This is a genomic window from Pseudomonas sp. 3-2, assembly GCF_019710535.1.
Taxonomy (GTDB): Bacteria; Pseudomonadota; Gammaproteobacteria; order Pseudomonadales; family Pseudomonadaceae; genus Aquipseudomonas; species Aquipseudomonas pharyngis.
In genome coordinates, this window is the sequence record NZ_CP081200.1 from 318494 (window position 1) to 337167 (window position 18674).

Consider the following 18674-nt stretch of genomic DNA (forward strand, 5'->3'; position numbering starts at 1 on the left):
CGGTTCCCTGGAGTCTGATCGACATGACCACATTGAAAAGCACACCACGCGCCGATGGCTTCTACATGCCGGCCGAATGGGCACCGCAAACCCAGACCTGGATGATCTGGCCCGAACGTCCGGACAACTGGCGTCTGGGCGGCAAACCAGCGCAGGCCGCTCACGCCGCCGTGGCCAAGGCCATCGCGCGTTTCGAACCGGTAACCGTGGCGGTGTCCGCCGGCCAGTACGAAAACGCTCGCGCTCGCCTCGACGTGCCGAATATCCGCGTGGTCGAGATGTCCAGCGATGACGCCTGGGTTCGTGACAGTGGTCCGACTTTCGTGATCAACAACAGCGGCGAAGTGCGCGGTGTGAACTGGGATTTCAACGCCTGGGGCGGCTTTGACGGTGGCCTGTATTCGCCGTGGAACCGTGATTCCCAGGTCGGCGGCAAGATCCTCGAAATCGAGCGCAGCCCGCGCTACCGCACCGAAGGCTTTGTGCTCGAAGGCGGCTCGATTCACGTCGACGGCGAAGGCACCCTGATCACCACCGAAGAATGCCTGCTCAACCGCAATCGCAACCCGCACTTGGGCCGCGAAGAAATCGAAGCGGTGCTCAGTGAAAACCTGTCGGTGGACAAGATCATCTGGTTGCCGGATGGCCTGTTCAACGACGAAACCGACGGCCATGTGGATAACTTCTGCTGCTACGTGCGTCCGGGCGAAGTGCTGCTGGCCTGGACCGACGATCCGCAGGATCCGAACTACCCGCGCTGCCAGGCCGCGATGAAAGTGCTGGAAAGCAGCACCGACGCCAAAGGCCGCCCGTTCACGGTGCACAAGATGCCGATTCCGGGGCCGCTGTTTGCCACCGAGGAAGAATGCGCGGGCGTGGACCCGGTGGACGGTACTCAGGAACGCAACCCGAGCGTGCGCCTGGCCGGTTCCTACGTGAACTTCCTGATCGTCAACGGCGGGATCATCGCGCCAAGCTTCGACGACCCGATGGACGCTCCGGCCCGGGAGATCCTGCAGAACCTGTTCCCGCAACACGAAGTGGTGATGGTGCCGGGGCGCGAACTGTTACTGGGAGGCGGCAATATTCACTGCCTTACCCAACAGCAGCCCGCGCCGCACAAAGAGTGAGTGCGGATGTAACAGCTTGAGTTGATTGGAAAATCGACCAGGCAGTCATTTGTTGCCCACGCTTGAAGAGAAACCCGCAGCCCGTCAGGACTGCGGGTTTCTTTATGTCCGCTGGTCGACAATTGCCAGACATTGGCATAGCTCTTGTATCGCTCATGGCGCACTAGGGAGGGGGGAGAACTTCAACAGTTCTGTCATATACCTTGGATAACTTAGCCGCTCATGAACGGGGAGAGAGCGCTGAAATGAACGCCGAAGTGAACGTAATCAGCGAGCGGACGTTGCATCCCATGGCTGTAAATAGTGAGTCGCTCCAGATTGTCGCGCACTGGTTGAAGTCCAATGGAACGCGTCAGATCAGGGAACCTGATCCGCGCCGGATGATGATCGAGCGTTACCCCGCTGGCCTGTTCAGCGAGGCCGAACTGGACGCATTGTGGGATGTGATGGAAGGATAAGAAGAACAAACAGGGATTGTAAAAAGCGCTGCCGGGATGGCAGCGCTTTTTTTATGAGCGCGATATCAGAAGCTGTAGGTGCTGGTGACCACCAGGTTGTCTGCCTGATCCGGTAGTGGCGGCTGCCGGTCTCGATTTGACCGATTGCCGAAACACACTGAAAGCCATTCCGGCGTTTTTCCGCAACGACCGAGGGACTAATGTGCCGACATCATTTCCCCACCTTCCAGCCGGAGCTTTCCGATGACCCTTCACTACATTTACGACCCGTTGTGCGGCTGGTGCTATGGCGCCAAACCGCTGGTGCAGGCCGCGCAACAAGTGCTGCCGGTGATCGTCCACGCCGGCGGCATGATGACCGGTGCCAACCGCCAGAGCGTTTCGCCGCAACTGCGCAATTACGTAATGCCTCATGACCGGCGGATCGCCGAATACACCGGTCAGCCGTTTGGCGAAGCCTATTTCGAAGGCCTGTTGCGCGATCACACCGCGGTGTTTGATTCGGCACCGCCGATTGCCGCTGTGCTGGCAGCGGAGAAAATCGACGGCCGTGGCCTGGAACTGCTGGGGCGTTTGCAGACGGCGCACTATGTCGAGGGGCGCCGAATTGCCGACGAAAGTGTGCTGTTGGAATACGCGGTGCAGCAGGGTTACGACGCCGCTACTTTCTTGAACGCCAAGCAGTCCGTCGACACCGAGCAACATATGAAGAACAGCCGCGCTCTGTTGGCGAAACTCGGCGGGCAGGGTTTTCCGACTCTCGCACTGGAGCAGGATGGTCAGTTCACAGTGGTGGATATCGGCCCGTGGCTCGGTAAACCGCAGGCCTTCGCTCAATGGTTGAGTGAGTCGTTTACGCCTGCGACAGCGGCGCATGCCTTGCCGGTCTGTGGCCTCGACGGGTGTACGTGACCCGGCATTAAAATCCCTGATTACAGGCGTTTCCCTGCACGAAGCCACCGCAAAATTTACTTTTTTTAGACGTTTTTCGCCTATTTAAAGACGATTCTTGAAATTGACACATTGTTGAGGGCGCGGCTACGATTCGGCCCAACGCCTGTGGCTAACCGCCATGACTCAAAATCAGGAGCAGGCCCGCCATGACATTGTCTTGAGCGGGTCTTTTTGTTTCGGGGTGAATAAAAGAGTGCAATAAGCGCCGTTTCAGCCGTTCGACACAGCGCGTTTCAACCCGTAATAAGGAAAACAAAATGTTGAACAAGCGAATCAGTTTGATCGCACTGGGGATGTTGAGTGCCACTTCGGCCATGGCTAACGACCAGGCCGAGTCCAAGGGTTTTGTTGAAGACAGCAGCCTCAAAGTGCTGCTGCGCAATGCCTACATCAATCGTGACTACAAAGATGGCAACCAGGACAAAGCCGAATGGGGCCAAGCGGCCATCGGTACGTTCTCGTCCGGTTTCACTCAAGGCACCGTGGGTGTGGGTGTGGATGCCTTCGGTCTGTACGCACTGCGCCTGGATGGCGGCAAGGGCCGCAGCGGTGCCGGCGGTATCGACTTCTTCAAACAGGGTGACAGCGGCAACGCGGCTGACGACCTGTCGAAGGGTGGCGCAGCGGTGAAATTCCGTATCTCCAACACCGTACTGACTTACGGTGACCAGATGCCGGCCCTGCCGGTGCTGAGCTACGACAACGTGCGTCTGCTGCCGGAAAGCTACACCGGTACCTTGATCACTTCCAAAGAGATCAAAGGCCTGGAGCTGAACGCCGGCCGTTTCACCGCCGAATCGCGCAAGAGCGCTGAAGGCCGTGACAGCGGTGGTCTGAAGTCGATCAACGTGTTGGGCGGTAGCTACCAGTTCACCGAACAGTTCAAGGCAGCGCTGTACGCTTCCGACGTCGAAGACGTGCTGAAGAAGCAATACGTGAACGCCAACTACGTGTTCCCGATCGACAAGGATCAGTCCCTGACCCTGGACTTCAACGGTTACCGCACCAAGCTGGACAACTCCTACGTCCGCGAAAACGGTGTGACCGGCGACGACAACAAGATCTGGAGCCTGGCAGCGACCTTCGCCACCGGCCCGCACTCGTTCACCGTGGCGCACCAGCGCTCCACCGGCGACAGCAACCTGGGTTACGCCTACGGCGGTTATCAGAAAGGTCAGGGTCGCGTGGGTGACGGTGGCAACACCATCTACCTGGCCAACTCCTACTGGTCCGACTTCAACGCTGAAGACGAGCGCAGCTGGCAGTTGGGCTACGGCCTGGACTTCAGCGCATTCGGCGTACCGGGTCTGAGCTACAACTTCGCGTACGTGCGTGGCGACAACATCACCACGTCCACCAGCGAAGGCGGCACCGAGCGTGAGATCTTCAACCAGTTCAAGTACGTCGTGCAAAGTGGCCCGGCCAAAGACCTGAGCATCAAGCTGCGTAGCTCGATCCTGCGTGTGTCGCAGAAATCCAGCGAATACAACGTCAGCGGCAACGAACTGCGTGTATTCGTGGATTACCCGATCAATATTTTCTGATGATCGGTTGAGCCCGCGAAACGCGACAGAAAAACCCCGACTGGTTCGGGGTTTTTTTTTGACGCTTTTTGAAAAAACAGCATAAAAACCCGTGTTTTTGTCATTTGAAATGCACTTTCAAGCCGTTTCAAATCGCGTTTCAAACAGGGCTTTAAATGCCTGAAATTCTTTCTCATGGACGCAAATTCTCCACCTAATAGATTAGGCCGCTCAATGCAGCGGAGAATTTGGTAATGATCGTTTTAACCAGAGAAGTGGGCGAATCGCTACGGCGCGACAAGTACGCCAATGTGCAGGGTGCTGACTTCAATCTCTACGGTCATTTCGCCGACTTCGTCAGACTGACCAAAAGTTGGGAAAACATGGAGCCTGACAGTTACTACGGTCAGGCCGAAGCCGGCATGCGTTACCGTCGTTACAGCGACTTTGAGTACAACCCCAAGACTCGCGAACTGAAGCAACTGGAACATCGCGCGTACGTGCAGTCCAAGGCCAACAACAGCTATGTGGGCGGCGTGGTGCGGCACTTCCAGGACTTCTCGGACGAAGTCATCAGCTCGCCGGTGATGCGCAGCCTGATCGACACCGATTTCGAAGTGTACAAAAGCGTGTTGCCGGAAGAGCTGCACGATGAAATCTGGCAGTGCCAGATCCATCAGATCCGCATCGAGATCAAGCCCGGCAAACAACTGGAAATCACTCCGGAAGGGATTCACTGCGACGGTTACCCGTTCAGCGGCGTGCACTTCTGGGGGCGCAACAATGTCGAGGGCGCCGAAAGCCGCCTGTACGACATCCACGAGCAGCAACTGGCGTCGACCACTTACCAGGAAATCCTCGACACCACCTATTTCCTCGACCGTGATATGCGCCACTACGTGACACCGGCACGCAACACTCACTCCCACGCCATGGCGTACCGGCAGATCCTGGCGATTTCCTTCTCGCGGCCCGGGACCGCTTTCGACATTGTTCGCTAATCAGATCACCCCAATCGACGGCGTCGAATGCTCGACGCCGGTGGTGCTGCGGCGCGCGACGGCCAAGGACGCGCAGCGCATGGAGCGTTTCTTCCGCCAGTTCGATGAAGTGTCGTTCTGCGAATGGCAGGACGCCAAATGCCTGCGCGGCGTGTTGATCCAGAAAACCACCACGGCCTATCTCGCCTTCGACGTCGAGGGCGAGATCGTCGGCGCGGTGCTGGGCGGCATGCTCGGCAGCCGTGGCACGATCAACCATCTGGCGGTCAGCCTGCGCTATCGCAGCCAAGGCGTGGGCCAGCGGCTGGTGGAAGCGGCGTCCGCCGACATGAAACGGGTCGGAGTGCTGCGGATGTTCCTGTTCGTCGATGATGCTAACCTCGCGGGCAAGCGTTTCTGGACGGCCCAGGGTTTTTGCGAACCTCACGGCGAGCGGACATTTGAGAGGGATCTATGAATGAAACATCCGGCAGTGCGCCGCTGATGGTCGACCGTCAGCCATCGCGCACCTTTGCCGAAGCCAGCCCGGTGGTCGCTGGTTACTTTACCGTGTCGTTCGTGTTCGGGCTGATGGCGGTCAATGCCGGGCTGCCACTGTGGCTGCCGGTGGCGATGTGTCTGTTCGTGTATGCCGGGGCTTCGCAGTTTGCGGCGCTGGCGCTGATCAGCAGCGGTGCGTCACTGACCACCATCGTGCTGACCACGTTTCTGATCAACGCGCGGCACATGTTGATGTCGGTCTACATGGCGAAAGCCCTGCGGGCGCTGGGCCTGAGCCGCATGGAGCGCTGGTGCTATGCCGGCGGGCTGACCGATGAGTCGTTCGCCTTTCACAGCGTCAAACTGGGCACCGGGGCACCGGTGAACGTTCGCTATCTGATCGGCTTCAACCTGTTCTGCCACACCTCCTGGGTGATCGGCGGATTGCTCGGCGCCCTCTGCGCGCAGTACGCGTCGCACCTGATCAAATACCAGCTCGATTACGCGCTGACCGCGATGATGCTCTACGTGCTGGTCTCGCTGTGCAACACCCGCAATAAACTCATCGCCGCTATGGCTGCAGTCGTCTGCATGGGCGCACTGAGCCTGGTGGGCAGTTCGCCGTTCAACGTTTTCATCGCCACGTTTGTGGGCTGCGGAGTGGGTGTATGCCTGACCAAACGTTCCTGATCCTGGTGGTCGCGCTGATGATGGCCGTGACCTTCCTGCCACGGGCCTTGCCGCTGCAGGTCAATACCGAGCACTGGCCGCCCTTCGTCGCCCGCGCGCTGGAATACCTGCCGGTGGCGATCGTCGCTGCGATCAGCCTGACACCCTTGTTGATCAAGGATCAGCACATACAGCTCGATCGCCCGGAATTTTATGCCGCGATTCCGACGCTGTTATGTGCGTATTTCAGCAAAAACCTCTTTCTCAGTGTGGCGGTTGGGACGGCTGCGTACATTGCGCTCGGCTCGTTCATGTAGCGGCAGATCGACCACGTCGTTCAACGCCTGGCCGGACAGATCCGGGTTGTTCACCGCCAGGCGCACTTCGAGGAAATCCTCGAACCCGGGGAAGATCGTCAGGCCGTTCTTCTGCGCGGCCTCGCGGGAGACCATGCCGACCGCGTCCATCTGGGTGATGAGCGACAAGGTCAGCGTTTCGCTGCAGGAATAAATCGTGCGCTGGCTGTTCTCGTGATTGCCCAGCCCGGCGTCGAGAAAACGCAAAAAGCTGTGGGAATACGGACAATCTTCTGCGGGACGCACCTGAAACTTGTTGCCAAGCAAGGTCAGCGGATCGTTCTCCTGACCACAGTGCGCGCCGACCACCTGCACCTGTACTTCAGGCAGGACAATGCTCGGCAGACCCGGACGCTGCGGGCCTATCAGCACCGCAAGGTCAAAGTCCTCGTTCTTCAGCTTGCTGAGGTTTTCCATCGACTCGGCGTAGCTGAATTCCATCTGGTAGTCGGGAAACACCTCGATCAGGCGCCCGATCAATCGCCGGTTGAAGTCCGGCGCCAGCGTGGTGTTCAACGCCACTTTCAACGTGCGCTGTCCCGGCACCTTCAACGCTTCGACTTTCTCTTCCATCTGCCGCGTGGCGATCAGCACTCTGTCCATATAGGGCGTCAGCTCGGTGCCTTGCGGCGTCAGCGTCAGCCCCTTGTTGGATCGTCTAAACAAGCGGAAACCGAACTGCTCTTCGACCTTGTTCAACTGTGCGGCCAGGGCCTGCACAGTCAGGCACGAATGCTCGGCTGCGGCCGACAACGAGCCGGTCTGCACGATGCGCATGAGGTTGCGTAAGGTTCTGCTATCCATGGGTAATGCCCTCTGAAGTGGGCTGGGTATTGTTGTGTACGTGACAGCCTGAACGGCGCCATTTGCCGGCTATATTCCTGTACCTGAGCATAGTTGTCGCGCAATTAGTAGCGAATCGATGTCCCCGCCGATGGCTGGAGGCTGACACAGGATCGGGGTTTTTGGTGACGTGGGGGTGATTGGGGTCAAAAAAAGTGCACGGTTTGGGTGCGTCTGCGGGGATTTATCAAGAGAAACGACTGACAGGGTCGGCGCGTTATGTCAGCAATTGCAGGTATATCTCAAAGGAAGTTCAAAAAGCGCCCACAAAAAAGCCGACATCACTGTCGGCTTTTTTGTCGAAGTCACTCGAAATTGTGCTCCCTCAAGCAGGGGAGAAGAGGTCTCACCCGAACGCTGATTTTCAGGTCATCAACGAGGTTCCTAACGCCGACTATCGCCACCTGATGGCAGTCGGTTTCGCGCTCTTGGGGCCGATTCTCGGCCACTGAATCAGATGTGTCAACCTACGACTTCAATGGGTAAACGGTAGCGAGATGGGTGTATCAATTCATTACACCGCATCACAAATGAAGTACCCCACCCCTACTTTTTCCCCTCCCGGCACACGCCTACATTGAGCTCCAACACCTGACCATCATCCCGAGGGCAGGTCACTGGAGTAGTCGTCATGCCATTTGTCAGCGTACGCATCACCCGCGACGGCGTTACCCGTGAGCAGAAAGCTCAGGTGATCGCCGAAATCACTGAAACCCTGGAACGTGTCCTCAACAAACGCCCGGACCTGACCCACATCGTGATCGAAGAAGTCGACACCGATAACTGGGGCTACGCCGGCATCACCACCACCGAGTACCGCCGACAGCTGGCGGAACGGGGCCAGTCATGACTCCGACCGTGACCATCGATTTCGTCTCCGACGTGGTGTGCCCCTGGTGCGCACTCGGGGCGACAGCGCTGGAGCAGGCGATCGGCAATCTGGCCGACGAGGTTTCGGTGGAGCTGACCTACAAGCCTTTCGAACTCAACCCGGACATGCCCGCCGAAGGTGAACCGGCCGTGCAGCACCTGATGCGCAAATACGGCCGCACCGCCGAAGACGTCGCCGCCGGCAAGAAGATGCAGATCGAACGCGGCAAGGCCATCGGTTTCGAGTTCGACCTGGAGAAACGCACGCACTTTCACAACACCTTCGACGCCCACCGATTGCTGATGTGGGCGGCGCAGGAAGGGCGGCAGATCGCGCTGAAAAAGATCCTGCTGCGCGCTTACTTCCGCGACGGCGACAACCCCAACGATCACCCGACGCTGATCCGTCTGGCGACCGAAGCCGGGCTGGATGCCGCGAGGGCCCGCAAGGTGCTGGCCAACGATGAATTCGCCAGCGAAGTGCGGCAACTGCAGGCGTTCTACCGGCAGCACGGGATCAACTCGGTGCCCGCGCTGATCCTGAACGGCAAGCACCTGGTGTCCGGTTCGCAATCGGTCGAGTACTACGAACAAATGCTGAAACAACTGGCTGCGGCCTGATTCAACACCTACTTATTGATTGAGGATTTCATCATGAGCAACTCGAAAAAAACCGTCGTCATCACTGGCGCCTCTCAAGGTCTGGGCGAAGGCATGGTCAAGGCCTTCCGCGAACTGGGCTACAACATCGTCGCCACCTCTCGGTCGATCAAACCGTCGAACGACCCGCAGATCCTGACCATCGCCGGCGACATCGGCGACCCGGCCACCGCTCAACGCGTGATCAGCGAAGGCGTGGCCCGCTTCGGCCGCATCGACACCCTGGTCAACAACGCCGGCATCTTCGTCGCCAAACCGTTCACTGCCTATACCCCGGAAGACTACGCGGCGGTGCTGTCGGTCAACCTCAACGGCTTCTTCTACATCACCCAACTGGCCATCGCCGAGATGGAAAAACAGAGCAAGGGCCACGTGGTCAACATCACCACCAGCCTGGTCGACCACGCCATCGACGGCGTGCCCTCGGTCCTCGCTTCGCTGACCAAGGGCGGTCTCAACGCTGCGACGAAATCCCTGGCCATTGAATACGCCAAACGCGGAATCCGGGTGAACGCGGTCTCGCCGGGCATCATCAAGACACCGATGCACGGCGAGGAAACCCACGCGGCGCTGGGTGCGCTGCATCCGGTTGGGCACATGGGCGAGATCGACGACATTGCGCAGGCGGTGGTGTATCTCGATAACGCGAATTTTGTGACCGGCGAGATTCTGCATGTGGATGGTGGGCAAAGCGCTGGGCACTGATTGATCCGGTAACACAAAGCCCTCGCCGCGATGCGAGGGCTTTTTTATGGGCGACGATTTATGGATCTGGACTCAACACTTTGACCGCGTCATCGACCAGCGCCTTGCTCAACTCCTGCAAGTATTGCGAAGCGCAGGCGTGGAGTTCTGGATCGTTGGCGGCAGAAGTATCTGATGTGAGCAGTTTGGAAATGTGCAGCAGGTGGGAGGCGTGGGAGAGGGCGGTGACGACCGGGACGCCGGGGTTGGTGCGGAAGAGTGCGTGGTTGGACTGGAAGGAAAAATGGGTGAGGCCGAGGGTTTTCAGATCATTTGGGTTAGTCATGGCTTCACCTACCGTTGGCTGGTTGGTGGAAGGGGCAGATTTTGGACGGATCGATGCTAATCATTTGTGAAACTCCCTGTATCAAATGAGCGCTGCCAATTCGTTATCAGGCGAATGGGGTGGCAGCTATGCGCAGGCTGATAAACCGGAGATACAGGAACCCGGCAGACCCGAAGGTCTCCCACGCACAGCCGCCATTACACGGAATTGCAGGCATGAAAAAGCGCCGACAAACGTGGGTTGGGGCGCTGGTGCGCCTGTATCTTACGCGGGTTATCAGGCCCGGTCGCTGGATTGGCAGCGACGGGTTTGACGGTAGCGTGGGGGAGGGATGAGTGCAATCGTGGCCAGGTGGTGGCGGGGCTAGCGATCTTCCAGATGTGCGGCGCAACAGTTATGTTGCATGCGCAACAAATATGTTGCACATTCGCTCTACCGAAACAGCGAGTGATGCACATGAAGTACAGCGAGTTTCGGCGATGGTTGAAGGCCCAAGGCGTTGAGTTCCAAACCGGCAAGGGCAGTCATTTCAAGGTTTCCTTGAATGGCAAATCAACTGTCTTTCCCGACCACGGAGCCAAGGAGATGGGCGAAGGGTTGAGAAAATCGATAATCAAACAGCTGGGCCTCAAGGATTGAGACCCAGCTGTACCCCATGAGAGGAAACGTGATGTTCGAATATGCGTTGGAAGTCCACGAGGAGCCGGGCAGTGTCTGGTTGTCCTGCGCAGAAATTCCAGAGATGCACGCCGCTGGCGACACCCTCGAGGAAGCACTCGACGGCGCTATAGATGCGATGGAAACGGCCTTGTCGATTTACGTCGATGATCGCCGGTTGATTCCGACAGGTGATGCGGGAGAGCAGGAAAGTGACGCGGTATTGCGTCTGCCTGCACTGACTGCCGCAAAGGTCGGGTTGTGGAATGCCCTTCTCGAGTCTGGGGTGAGCAAGGCTGAACTGGCACGGCGCTTGGGTGTGCAACGACCCCAGGTAGATCGGTTAGTCGATTTCCTGCATCACTCCAAGATTGAGAATGTTGAGCGTGCGTTGCAGCAGCTTGGACGGCGGATTTTACTTTCGGTTGAGGCTGCGTAGGTTTCACAATCGAATGATGGAGAAAAGCCCCCGGCAGCAATAACTGTGGGGGCTTTTTCATTTGGGGCGGAAAACACAAACCCCAGAAACAACAAAGCCCCTGCATTTCTGCAGGGGCTTCGTTTTGTATGGTGCCGGCACCAGGAATCGAACCCGGGACCTACTGATTACAAGTCAGTTGCTCTACCATCTGAGCTATACCGGCGTGTGGGCGACGATTATAGCGACTCGGGTGCTTCTGTAAACCCCTGAATTCAGACTATTTTTGCGCCCTCTGCGATTCACGCCCGGCGCAGGACGTTGCGCAGTTTTTGTACAGCGCGCCAGGCGCGGCTGTTTTGCATGGCGCGCAGTTGGGCTTCGGCTTGTTCGGCGCGTTGCAGGGCGGTTTCCAGGGCCGGGTTTACCGGGTGGGCGAGGTTGTGGCCTTTGCACAGCTGGAAGTTGTCGAGGTTGCACGGTGGCAGGTCGAACGCGGGTTTGAGGTTGATGTGTTCGTTGGCGAGGAAGAAGCTGTTGAGGCCGTCGAACAGGACGTTGGTGTAGCCAGCGTCGGTCACCAGGTGTTCCCAGGTGTGGTCGCGCTCCCATGGGGTTTCGATGAGGATGATCCAGGGGCGGAAGCGGCTGAAGTCCATGCCGCGCAGGACGGTCTCTTCGTGGCCCTCGACGTCGATTTTCAGGAAGTGGATCGGCCGCTCGGCGGCGTGTTCTTCGCAGATCGAGGTCAGTGTGCGTGCGTTGACAGTGAAGCTTTGCACGTCCATGCCGAGGTTTTTGCGTTCTTGCGCAACGACCGGGTCAGCGGTGGACAGGCCGGTGTCCGCAATGCCGTAGAAGGTCAGTTCGCCCGGCTGGTCGCTGGCCACGCATTGCAGCGTGGTGTCGCGGGGGCGATGCTGGCGGAGTGCGTCGTAGTAGTTCTGCATCGGTTCGACGTTGATGCCTTGCCAGCCGCGATCATAAAAGGCCTTGGTGACCGAGTCGTGGATCGGGTCATTGGCGCCGACGTCGATATAAAAACCGTTTTCAAAATACTGCAGGGCGCGCCAGAGGCGAACGTCCTCGAAATTCTGTGCGTAAGAAATGAACGTCACGGTCGCTTCCTGTCGGTCAGATTTTTCTTGTTCGGGCGTGCGCTACCTGCACGGCGTAGGTCTGTATAGCAAGGGCGGATGGCAGGCGCAATTGCCCGCTGCCGGCGTCCGCGATTCGGCGGTTATGTCCTTTTGGTCGAGGGCTTATGCACAACAGGCTTTGAAGAGGGCGGGCTTAGGCAGGTTTTTGTGGACGGGTTCTCATTTGAGTCGCAAATCCCTGTTTTGCCGGTTTTTTATTTATGTGAACAAAAAATGACCAGCGCTGTTAATGGCCTGAAACAGCCGTGGATATTGGATCCACGATAAATCCATCAACAGAGTTATCCACAGGCTGTGAAAGATTAAACGCGTTCGGCCAGCAACAGGAAATTACGCGGTGTGATCGGCGCCTCGCAGAAGGTGCCGAGACGTACGACGTATCCCTGTTCGGTGAGGAAAAGTGCCCGATCAAGATTCAGCCAAAGCTCCAGCGGCCGTCGGAACAGTCCGCGCAGCAGTTCCAGATTGCGAACTTCGGCCAATCGCTGCCAACCGGCAGCTTCGAGCGCTACCCAATCTGGCGAGCCGATTGTGGATAACTCTTTCAACGCTGCCAGATCGCGGCAGTAATCAGCGAACGGTTTGTCCAGCCAGGCGCTCGGCAGGGACGGCGTCGGCAAGTATTCGTCGACGCCACGCACTTGCCGTTGCAACAGATCGAAAGCCAGTCGGCGGGCCATGGAGGTGTCACGCTGACGTCGGACGCGGGCACCGGCGGTGACGGTTTCGCTCATCGGCAGGGACAGATCTTCCAGCGAGAGCTGTAGGGCGGAGCATGAACCTGCGGAGGACAACGCCTGATATTCAGTGCGACTGATCCGGTTGTAACAGCACGGTGCAATTGCCAGTTGTCGACAGCCAGCGGCGGAGGCCAATTGCATCAGGCGTACATGCAGATCGCCACAGGCATGCAGGGCGACAGGCGTGTGCTCGGCGTGCAGCAATGACGCGGTGTTCGCCGCGAGCACATCCTGCTCGACATGCAGCGCATGCAGGTGATGACGCTGACTCAGTGCCTGGCCGCTGGCGACCAACTCCGAGTCGTATTCCAGACAGGTGAGTTGCTGGCCAGTGCCGAGCAGACGCCGACCCAAATGGCCTTTGCCCGAACACCAATCCAGCCAGTGCTTCGGTTGCGCGGCAAACGACAAGCGGCTGGCGAAGGCTTCGATCTGCTGCCATTTGCGCCCCGGCACATCGACATTCAGACGGTGCCCGGCGGCTTTCAGCGAATGTGCAGGCAGCTCACCGACCGTACTCAATTCAAGCGACAACGCCGCCAATGAAGCGAACGGCTCCGGCGCATCCAAGAGTTCGGCAGGCTGGTTATGCGCGTTTTCCGCATCTTCCAGCGAACGTCCGCGTAGCCACGAGGACAATTCAGGGTAGGACGCTTCCCACGGCAGCTGCAGATGAGTGAACGGGCGGGGCTTCCATAGCGCCTGATGCGCTGTGAGAAATGTATCCAGTGCCGTGAAACGGGCGAGCAGGGCCTCGCCCGTCAACACGTCGGAAGAATCAGCGCCCCTGGCACGCATCGACGCGCAGCCAGCGTTCCAGTAGCTTGAAGCCGCGAACCAGCACGTAAGCCATCACCAGATAGAACACGCCAGCCGCGAAGAAAATCTCCACCGGCAGGTAGGTGCGGGCAATGATCGTGCGCGCCATGCCAGTGAGTTCCAGCAGAGTCACGGTGCTGGCCAGAGCGCTGGCCTTGAGCATCAGGATCACTTCGTTGCTGTAGGCCGGCAGGCCGATGCGCGCGGCGCGCGGCAGGATGATGTAGAACAGCGCTTTCGGCCGGGACATGCCCAGCGCCCGCGCCGCTTCGATCTCGCCCGGCGGAATCGCCTGGATCGCCCCGCGCAGGATTTCGGCGATGTACGCCGCGGTGTGCAGGGTCATGGTCGCAGTGGCACACCAGAATGGATCGCGCAGGTACGGCCACATCGAGCTGTTACGCACCGCGTCGAACTGCGCCAGGCCGTAGTAGACCAGGAACAGTTGAACCAGCAACGGCGTGCCACGGAAAAAGAAGATGTAGGCGTAGGGCACAGCGCGCACGTACCACAGCTTCGAAGAACGGGCGATGCCCAGCGGAATTGCCAGCAGCAAACCGGCGATCACGGCGATGGCCACCAGCTCCAGGGTCAGCGTCGCGCCCTGGGCCAGTTTCGGCAGCCACTTGATGATGACTTCCCAATTCATTGAGCGCTCCTCGCGAAGCCGCGTGCGGCGCGTTTCTCCAGCAGGTGCATGCCGATCATCGCCAGCACGGTCAGGCACAGGTACATGAGCGCCGCCACCATATAGAAGGTGAATGGCTGCTTGGACACGGTCACGCCGATCTGCGCGTGACGCATGATTTCTTCCAGGCCAATGACCGACACCAGCGCGGTGTCTTTCATCAGGATCATGAACAGGTTGCCCAGGCCGGGCAGGGCGATGCGCCACATCTGCGGCATGATCAGTTTGGTGAAGATCCGCCATTTCGACAGGCCCAGGGCCACGCCAGCCTCGCGGTGGCCTTTGGGAATGGCGAGGATCGCGCCGCGAAACACTTCCGTGGCGTAGGCGCCGAAGCACAGGCCCAGCGCAATGACGCCGGCGGCGAAGGCGCTGAGTTCCAGTCCGGGATTGCCGATAAACTCACCGAGCGCGCGCATGGCGTTGACCGTACCGAAGTAGATCAACAGCACCCAGAGCAATTCCGGGACGCCGCGCACCAGGGTCGAATAGGTTCCGCCAAGCCATTGCAACGGCTTGTACGGGGAAGTCTTGGCCAAGGCGCCGAGCAGACCGAGCACCAGCCCCAGGCACAGGGCCGAGAGTGCCAGTTTGACGGTCATCAGCGCGCCGGCGAAGAGCGCCGGGCCGAATCCGTAGAGGTCGATAATCATGGATTTCTTTTCAAATCGCGGCAGGCAAGGCCGGGGATCGGCACCGTCATGTGACGGCGCCGATCCGGCAGGTCAGGATCAGTAGATGCTGAACGGGAAGTACTTGTCGTTGATCTTCTTGTAGGTGCCGTCGGCAACGATTTCCTTCAGCGCAGCGTTCAGCTTCTCGCGGATCGGGTCGCCTTTACGTACAGCGATACCGATCTTGTCGCTTTCTTCCACCGGATCGCCCTTGAATTCATAGGCTTTGCCGGCGTCGCTTTTCAGCCACTCGTAGTTGACGTATTTGTCGGCGAGGATGCCGTCCAGACGACCGGAGGTCAGGTCGAGGTAGGCGTTTTCCTGGGTGTCGTAGAGTTTCACTTCGACGCCCGGCATGTTGTCTTCCATGAAGGTGCCGGCGAGGGTCGCGCGCTGGGCGCCGATCACTTTGCCTTTCAGGGAGTCCTTGTCGGTCTTGAACTCTTTATCCTTCGGCGCGATGAACTGCAGCTTGTTGGAGTAGTACGGGTCGGTGAAATCCACCGCTTGCTTGCGCTCGTCGGTGATCGACATCGAGGAGATCAGGAAATCGAACTTCTTGGCGTTCAGGGCCGGGATGATGCCGTCCCAGTCCGAAGTGACGACGGAGCATTCAACTTTCATCTTGGCGCACAGGGCGTCGCCGATGTCTTTGTCGAAGCCGACGACGTTACCGCTGGCGTCTTTGTTGTTGAACGGCGGGTAAGCCGCTTCGATGCCCATCTTCAGGGTCTCGGCCATGGCACCGGCGCTGAACGCGAGGGTGACGGCGGCGGCCAGGAAGACCTTTTTGTAGTTCTGCATGCGGGTAGCTCCGTTAGCGGTTGCTGGACATGAATTGTTTGCAGCGCGCCGAAAGCGGGTTTTCGAACACCTGCTGTGGCGATCCTTGCTCTTCTACCAGGCCCTGGTGGAGGAACACCACTTCGCTGGAGACCTGACGGGCAAAGCCCATCTCGTGGGTCACGAGCAGCATGGTGCGGCCTTCTTCGGCCAATGCGCGGATGACATTAAGTACTTCCTGGACCATTTCCGGGTCAAGGGCGGAGGTGGGCTCGTCGAACAGGATCACCTTGGGCTGCATCGCCAGCGTGCGGGCAATCGCCGCGCGCTGTTGCTGGCCGCCGGACAGTTGCGCCGGATAGGCGTGGCGCTTGTCGGCGATGCCGACCTTGGCCAGCAGCGCTTCGGCGACTTCGATGGCTTCGGCCTTGCTCTGGCCGAGCACGCGGCGCGGGGCTTCGATGATGTTGTCGAGCACGCTCATGTGCGGCCACAGATTAAAGTTTTGAAACACAAAACCAATCTCGGAGCGCAGGCGGTTGATCTGCTTGCCGTCTGCGGCAACCAGTTCGCCATTCTTGGCGGCCTTGAGCTTGAGTTCTTCCCCGGCCACCAGGATCTGGCCCTGATGCGGGTTTTCCAACAGGTTGATGCAACGCAGGAACGTGGACTTGCCGGAACCGGAGGAACCCAGGATCGAGATCACATCGCCGTCGCGGGCGGTCAGCGAGATGCCTTTGAGCACCTCAAGCTGTCCGTAGCGTTTGTGCAAGTTGCGGATTTCAAGCGCGGGCGTGGCCTCAGCCATGTGCGTTCCTCATATATGTTGCGCTCCTGCTGTTGGTTGGCCTTCCTGGCGAGGCGGCCAAGCTAGCATAGCGTTTCAATGGCAGCCAACAGCGCTACGAGCGGTAAACGGATGGCGTGTGGCAGGTTGTCGCATCGGCGCAGCAGACTGTCGCCCCATCAACAACCGAACGGGTGTTTGAACGTGGATTCCCGTGGGTGTCGCGTAAAAAAAGGCGCGATGTTGCCACCTTTGGCGGGGTGTTGGAAGCGCTATCCGGCCGATCGTTCCTCATTCGCCCTTTTATTGTGCATCCCGCACTTTTTCAGTGTGTTTCTGGTGCGCTCGTTCGTTTGAAAAGTGAGTCGCAGGGTAACGCTTTGGCGAAAGGCCATTATTCTCAAGGACTTGCGATGACTGTCCGGTCGCGCGGAAAACCGCACGGCAGAAGAGTTTGAAACATTTTGGCGCATTTATTGCGTGCAGAATCCGGAACGCCCCGTTGGATTCTTTTTACGAGAAGGAACGCCAGACGGGCCGGACGCAATCGCTTTCCTCGCAAAGGTAGTTCCAATGAGCAGTACCCAAAGCTCCAATGGCCTCGAACAGGGGCTCAAACCGCGTCATGTGACCATGCTGTCGATCGCCGGGGTGATCGGTGCAGGTCTGTTCGTCGGCTCCGGCCACGCCATCGCCGCTGCCGGTCCCGCTGTTCTGCTGGCTTACGCCGCTGCTGGCGCGCTGGTTGTGTTGGTGATGCGCATGCTCGGCGAAATGGCGGTTGCCTCGCCTGACACTGGCTCGTTCTCGACTTACGCCGACCGCGCTATCGGTCACTGGGCCGGTTTCACCATCGGCTGGCTGTACTGGTGGTTCTGGGTTTTGGTGATTCCGCTGGAAGCCAACGCCGCCGCAACCATCCTGCACGCCTGGTTCCCGGGTGTGGAAATCTGGGCCTTCGCCCTGATCATCACCATGCTGCTGACCGTGACCAACCTGTTCAGCGTGAAAAATTACGGTGAGTTCGAATTCTGGTTCGCCCTGCTCAAAGTCGTGGCGATCATCGGTTTCATCATTCTTGGCGTCGCGGCCATTTTCGGCTTCCTGCCGAACAGCCAGGTCAGCGGCGTTTCGCACATCTTCGACACCCAGGGCTTCCTGCCGAACGGCATGGGCGCAGTGCTGGGCGCGATCCTGACCACCATGTTCTCCTTCATGGGTACCGAGATCGTGACCATCGCGGCCGCGGAATCGAAGAACCCGGGCAAGCAGATCTCCAAGGCGACCAACTCGGTGATCTGGCGAATCGGCCTGTTCTACCTCGTTTCGATCTTCATCGTCGTGGCCCTGGTGCCATGGAACGATCCGGTTCTGGCCAGCGTCGGTTCCTACCAGACCGTGCTTGAGCGCATGGGCATCCCGAACGCCAAGATGATCGTCGACATCGTGGTTCTGGTCGCTGTAACCAGCTGCCTGAACTCGGCGCTGTACACCTCTTCGCGCATGCTGTTCTCCCTCGGCAAGCGCGGCGATGCCCCGGCCATGGCGACCCGCACCAACAAAAGCGGCACCCCTTACTGGGCGGTAATGCTGTCCACTGGCGCGGCGTTCCTGTGCACTTTCGCCAACTACGTAGCCCCGGCGGCGGTGTTCGAGTTCCTGCTGGCCAGCTCCGGCGCGATCGCGCTGCTGGTGTACCTGGTGATCGCGATTTCGCAACTGCGCATGCGTAAACAGCGCATGGCTCGCGGCGAGAAAATCGTCTTCAGCATGTGGCTGTTCCCGGGCCTGACCTACGCGGTGATCGTGTTCATCGTGGCGGCCCTGACCATCATGCTGTTCCAGGATGCCCATCGCGTGGAAATCCTCGCGACCGGCCTGCTCAGCCTGCTGGTGGTCGCGGCCGGTCTGCTGGTGGCCCGCCGCCGCAATCTGGAAAAGCGTGGCGCCGCGGTGCTGAACTGATCCGCAACG

22 protein-coding genes and 1 tRNA gene are annotated in these 18674 nt (G+C 59.0%); 14 read left to right on the top strand and 9 right to left on the bottom strand.

Annotated features, from left to right (window positions below; translation table 11 throughout):
* Positions 1 to 23: 23 nt before the first annotated feature.
* The 8 genes from aguA (at position 24) to K3819_RS01440 (ending at position 6532) form a co-directional block, all read left to right on the top strand.
* A complete protein-coding gene (gene aguA, locus K3819_RS01405; protein ID WP_007952634.1) occupies positions 24 to 1130 on the top strand; it encodes an agmatine deiminase in 1107 nt (368 codons plus the stop codon).
* Positions 1131 to 1375: 245 nt separating this feature from the next.
* Positions 1376 to 1588 carry a hypothetical protein gene (locus K3819_RS01410; protein ID WP_065257771.1) on the top strand — a complete coding sequence of 71 codons (213 nt, stop codon included), beginning with the start codon at positions 1376 to 1378 and terminating at the stop codon, positions 1586 to 1588.
* 243 nt (positions 1589 to 1831) lie between these two features.
* On the top strand, positions 1832 to 2500 hold the full coding sequence (locus K3819_RS01415) for a DsbA family protein (protein WP_221398497.1): 669 nt from the start codon (positions 1832 to 1834) through the stop codon (positions 2498 to 2500).
* 299 nt (positions 2501 to 2799) lie between these two features.
* On the top strand, positions 2800 to 4086 hold the full coding sequence (locus tag K3819_RS01420) for an OprD family porin (protein WP_064592776.1): 1287 nt from the start codon (positions 2800 to 2802) through the stop codon (positions 4084 to 4086).
* A 233-nt stretch (positions 4087 to 4319) separates the two neighbouring features.
* Positions 4320 to 5066 (top strand): 2OG-Fe dioxygenase family protein, encoded by a 747-nt coding sequence (locus K3819_RS01425; protein WP_011331995.1) that lies wholly within the window; start codon positions 4320 to 4322, stop codon positions 5064 to 5066.
* A gap of 79 nt (positions 5067 to 5145) precedes the next feature.
* On the top strand, positions 5146 to 5523 hold the full coding sequence (locus K3819_RS01430; RefSeq protein WP_007952618.1) for a GNAT family N-acetyltransferase: 378 nt from the start codon (positions 5146 to 5148) through the stop codon (positions 5521 to 5523).
* Positions 5520 to 6236, top strand: coding sequence for an AzlC family ABC transporter permease (locus K3819_RS01435; protein ID WP_074689485.1), 717 nt, complete (start codon positions 5520 to 5522; stop codon positions 6234 to 6236). The genes K3819_RS01430 and K3819_RS01435 overlap by 4 nt, the downstream gene beginning before the upstream one ends.
* Positions 6215 to 6532 carry an AzlD domain-containing protein gene (locus K3819_RS01440; RefSeq protein WP_007952614.1) on the top strand — a complete coding sequence of 106 codons (318 nt, stop codon included), beginning with the start codon at positions 6215 to 6217 and terminating at the stop codon, positions 6530 to 6532. Before K3819_RS01435 ends, K3819_RS01440 begins: the two co-directional genes overlap by 22 nt.
* Here the strand turns inward: K3819_RS01440 and K3819_RS01445 are convergent.
* Complete coding sequence (locus K3819_RS01445) at positions 6449 to 7375, bottom strand: LysR family transcriptional regulator (RefSeq protein ID WP_011331998.1); 927 nt, start codon at positions 7373 to 7375, stop codon at positions 6449 to 6451. The genes K3819_RS01440 and K3819_RS01445 overlap by 84 nt on opposite strands.
* A 670-nt stretch (positions 7376 to 8045) precedes the next feature.
* Here K3819_RS01445 and K3819_RS01450 point away from each other — a divergent pair.
* From K3819_RS01450 to K3819_RS01460, 3 genes are read left to right on the top strand one after another with little or no spacing between them, the layout of a single operon-like run.
* On the top strand, positions 8046 to 8264 hold the full coding sequence (locus K3819_RS01450) for a 4-oxalocrotonate tautomerase family protein (protein ID WP_007952610.1): 219 nt from the start codon (positions 8046 to 8048) through the stop codon (positions 8262 to 8264).
* Positions 8261 to 8905, top strand: coding sequence for a DsbA family oxidoreductase (locus K3819_RS01455; protein WP_221398498.1), 645 nt, complete (start codon positions 8261 to 8263; stop codon positions 8903 to 8905). Before K3819_RS01450 ends, K3819_RS01455 begins: the two co-directional genes overlap by 4 nt.
* A 33-nt stretch (positions 8906 to 8938) precedes the next feature.
* Positions 8939 to 9649: an SDR family NAD(P)-dependent oxidoreductase gene (locus K3819_RS01460; RefSeq protein WP_221398499.1), complete on the top strand. Its 711-nt coding sequence runs from the start codon at positions 8939 to 8941 to the stop codon at positions 9647 to 9649.
* A 58-nt stretch (positions 9650 to 9707) separates the two neighbouring features.
* Here K3819_RS01460 and K3819_RS01465 read toward each other — a convergent pair whose 3' ends face one another.
* Positions 9708 to 9974 carry a DUF3077 domain-containing protein gene (locus tag K3819_RS01465; protein ID WP_085702718.1) on the bottom strand — a complete coding sequence of 89 codons (267 nt, stop codon included), beginning with the start codon at positions 9972 to 9974 and terminating at the stop codon, positions 9708 to 9710.
* Between the two features lie 456 nt (positions 9975 to 10430).
* Here K3819_RS01465 and K3819_RS01470 point away from each other — a divergent pair, with 456 nt between their 5' ends.
* Together K3819_RS01470 and K3819_RS01475 are read left to right on the top strand one after the other, a co-directional pair.
* On the top strand, positions 10431 to 10613 hold the full coding sequence (locus tag K3819_RS01470) for a type II toxin-antitoxin system HicA family toxin (RefSeq protein WP_041071532.1): 183 nt from the start codon (positions 10431 to 10433) through the stop codon (positions 10611 to 10613).
* Positions 10614 to 10644: 31 nt separating this feature from the next.
* A complete protein-coding gene (locus K3819_RS01475) occupies positions 10645 to 11070 on the top strand; it encodes a type II toxin-antitoxin system HicB family antitoxin (RefSeq protein WP_221398500.1) in 426 nt (141 codons plus the stop codon).
* Between the two features lie 129 nt (positions 11071 to 11199).
* Here the strand turns inward: K3819_RS01475 and K3819_RS01480 are convergent.
* The 7 genes from K3819_RS01480 to K3819_RS01510 all read right to left on the bottom strand — a co-directional run bounded on the left by K3819_RS01480 (position 11200) and on the right by K3819_RS01510 (position 16721).
* A tRNA-Thr gene (locus tag K3819_RS01480) sits at positions 11200 to 11275 on the bottom strand.
* A 76-nt stretch (positions 11276 to 11351) separates the two neighbouring features.
* A complete protein-coding gene (locus K3819_RS01485; RefSeq protein ID WP_085647974.1) occupies positions 11352 to 12167 on the bottom strand; it encodes an FkbM family methyltransferase in 816 nt (271 codons plus the stop codon).
* 344 nt (positions 12168 to 12511) lie between these two features.
* The gene (locus K3819_RS01490) at positions 12512 to 13747 is read right to left on the bottom strand and encodes a methyltransferase (protein ID WP_221398501.1); all 1236 of its coding nucleotides are present in this window, start codon (positions 13745 to 13747) and stop codon (positions 12512 to 12514) included.
* Positions 13728 to 14417, bottom strand: coding sequence for an ABC transporter permease (locus K3819_RS01495; protein ID WP_039764656.1), 690 nt, complete (start codon positions 14415 to 14417; stop codon positions 13728 to 13730). The genes K3819_RS01490 and K3819_RS01495 overlap by 20 nt, the downstream gene beginning before the upstream one ends.
* Entirely contained in the window at positions 14414 to 15109 is a 696-nt protein-coding gene (locus K3819_RS01500; protein WP_085611179.1) for an ABC transporter permease, read from the bottom strand. The genes K3819_RS01495 and K3819_RS01500 overlap by 4 nt, the downstream gene beginning before the upstream one ends.
* A gap of 78 nt (positions 15110 to 15187) precedes the next feature.
* Complete coding sequence (locus K3819_RS01505; RefSeq protein WP_064592811.1) at positions 15188 to 15934, bottom strand: ABC transporter substrate-binding protein; 747 nt, start codon at positions 15932 to 15934, stop codon at positions 15188 to 15190.
* Positions 15935 to 15947: 13 nt separating this feature from the next.
* Positions 15948 to 16721, bottom strand: coding sequence for an ABC transporter ATP-binding protein (locus K3819_RS01510; RefSeq protein WP_007897462.1), 774 nt, complete (start codon positions 16719 to 16721; stop codon positions 15948 to 15950).
* A gap of 552 nt (positions 16722 to 17273) precedes the next feature.
* Here K3819_RS01510 and gabP point away from each other — a divergent pair.
* The gene (gene gabP / locus K3819_RS01515; protein ID WP_085611178.1) at positions 17274 to 18665 is read left to right on the top strand and encodes a GABA permease; all 1392 of its coding nucleotides are present in this window, start codon (positions 17274 to 17276) and stop codon (positions 18663 to 18665) included.
* Positions 18666 to 18674 lie beyond the last annotated feature (9 nt).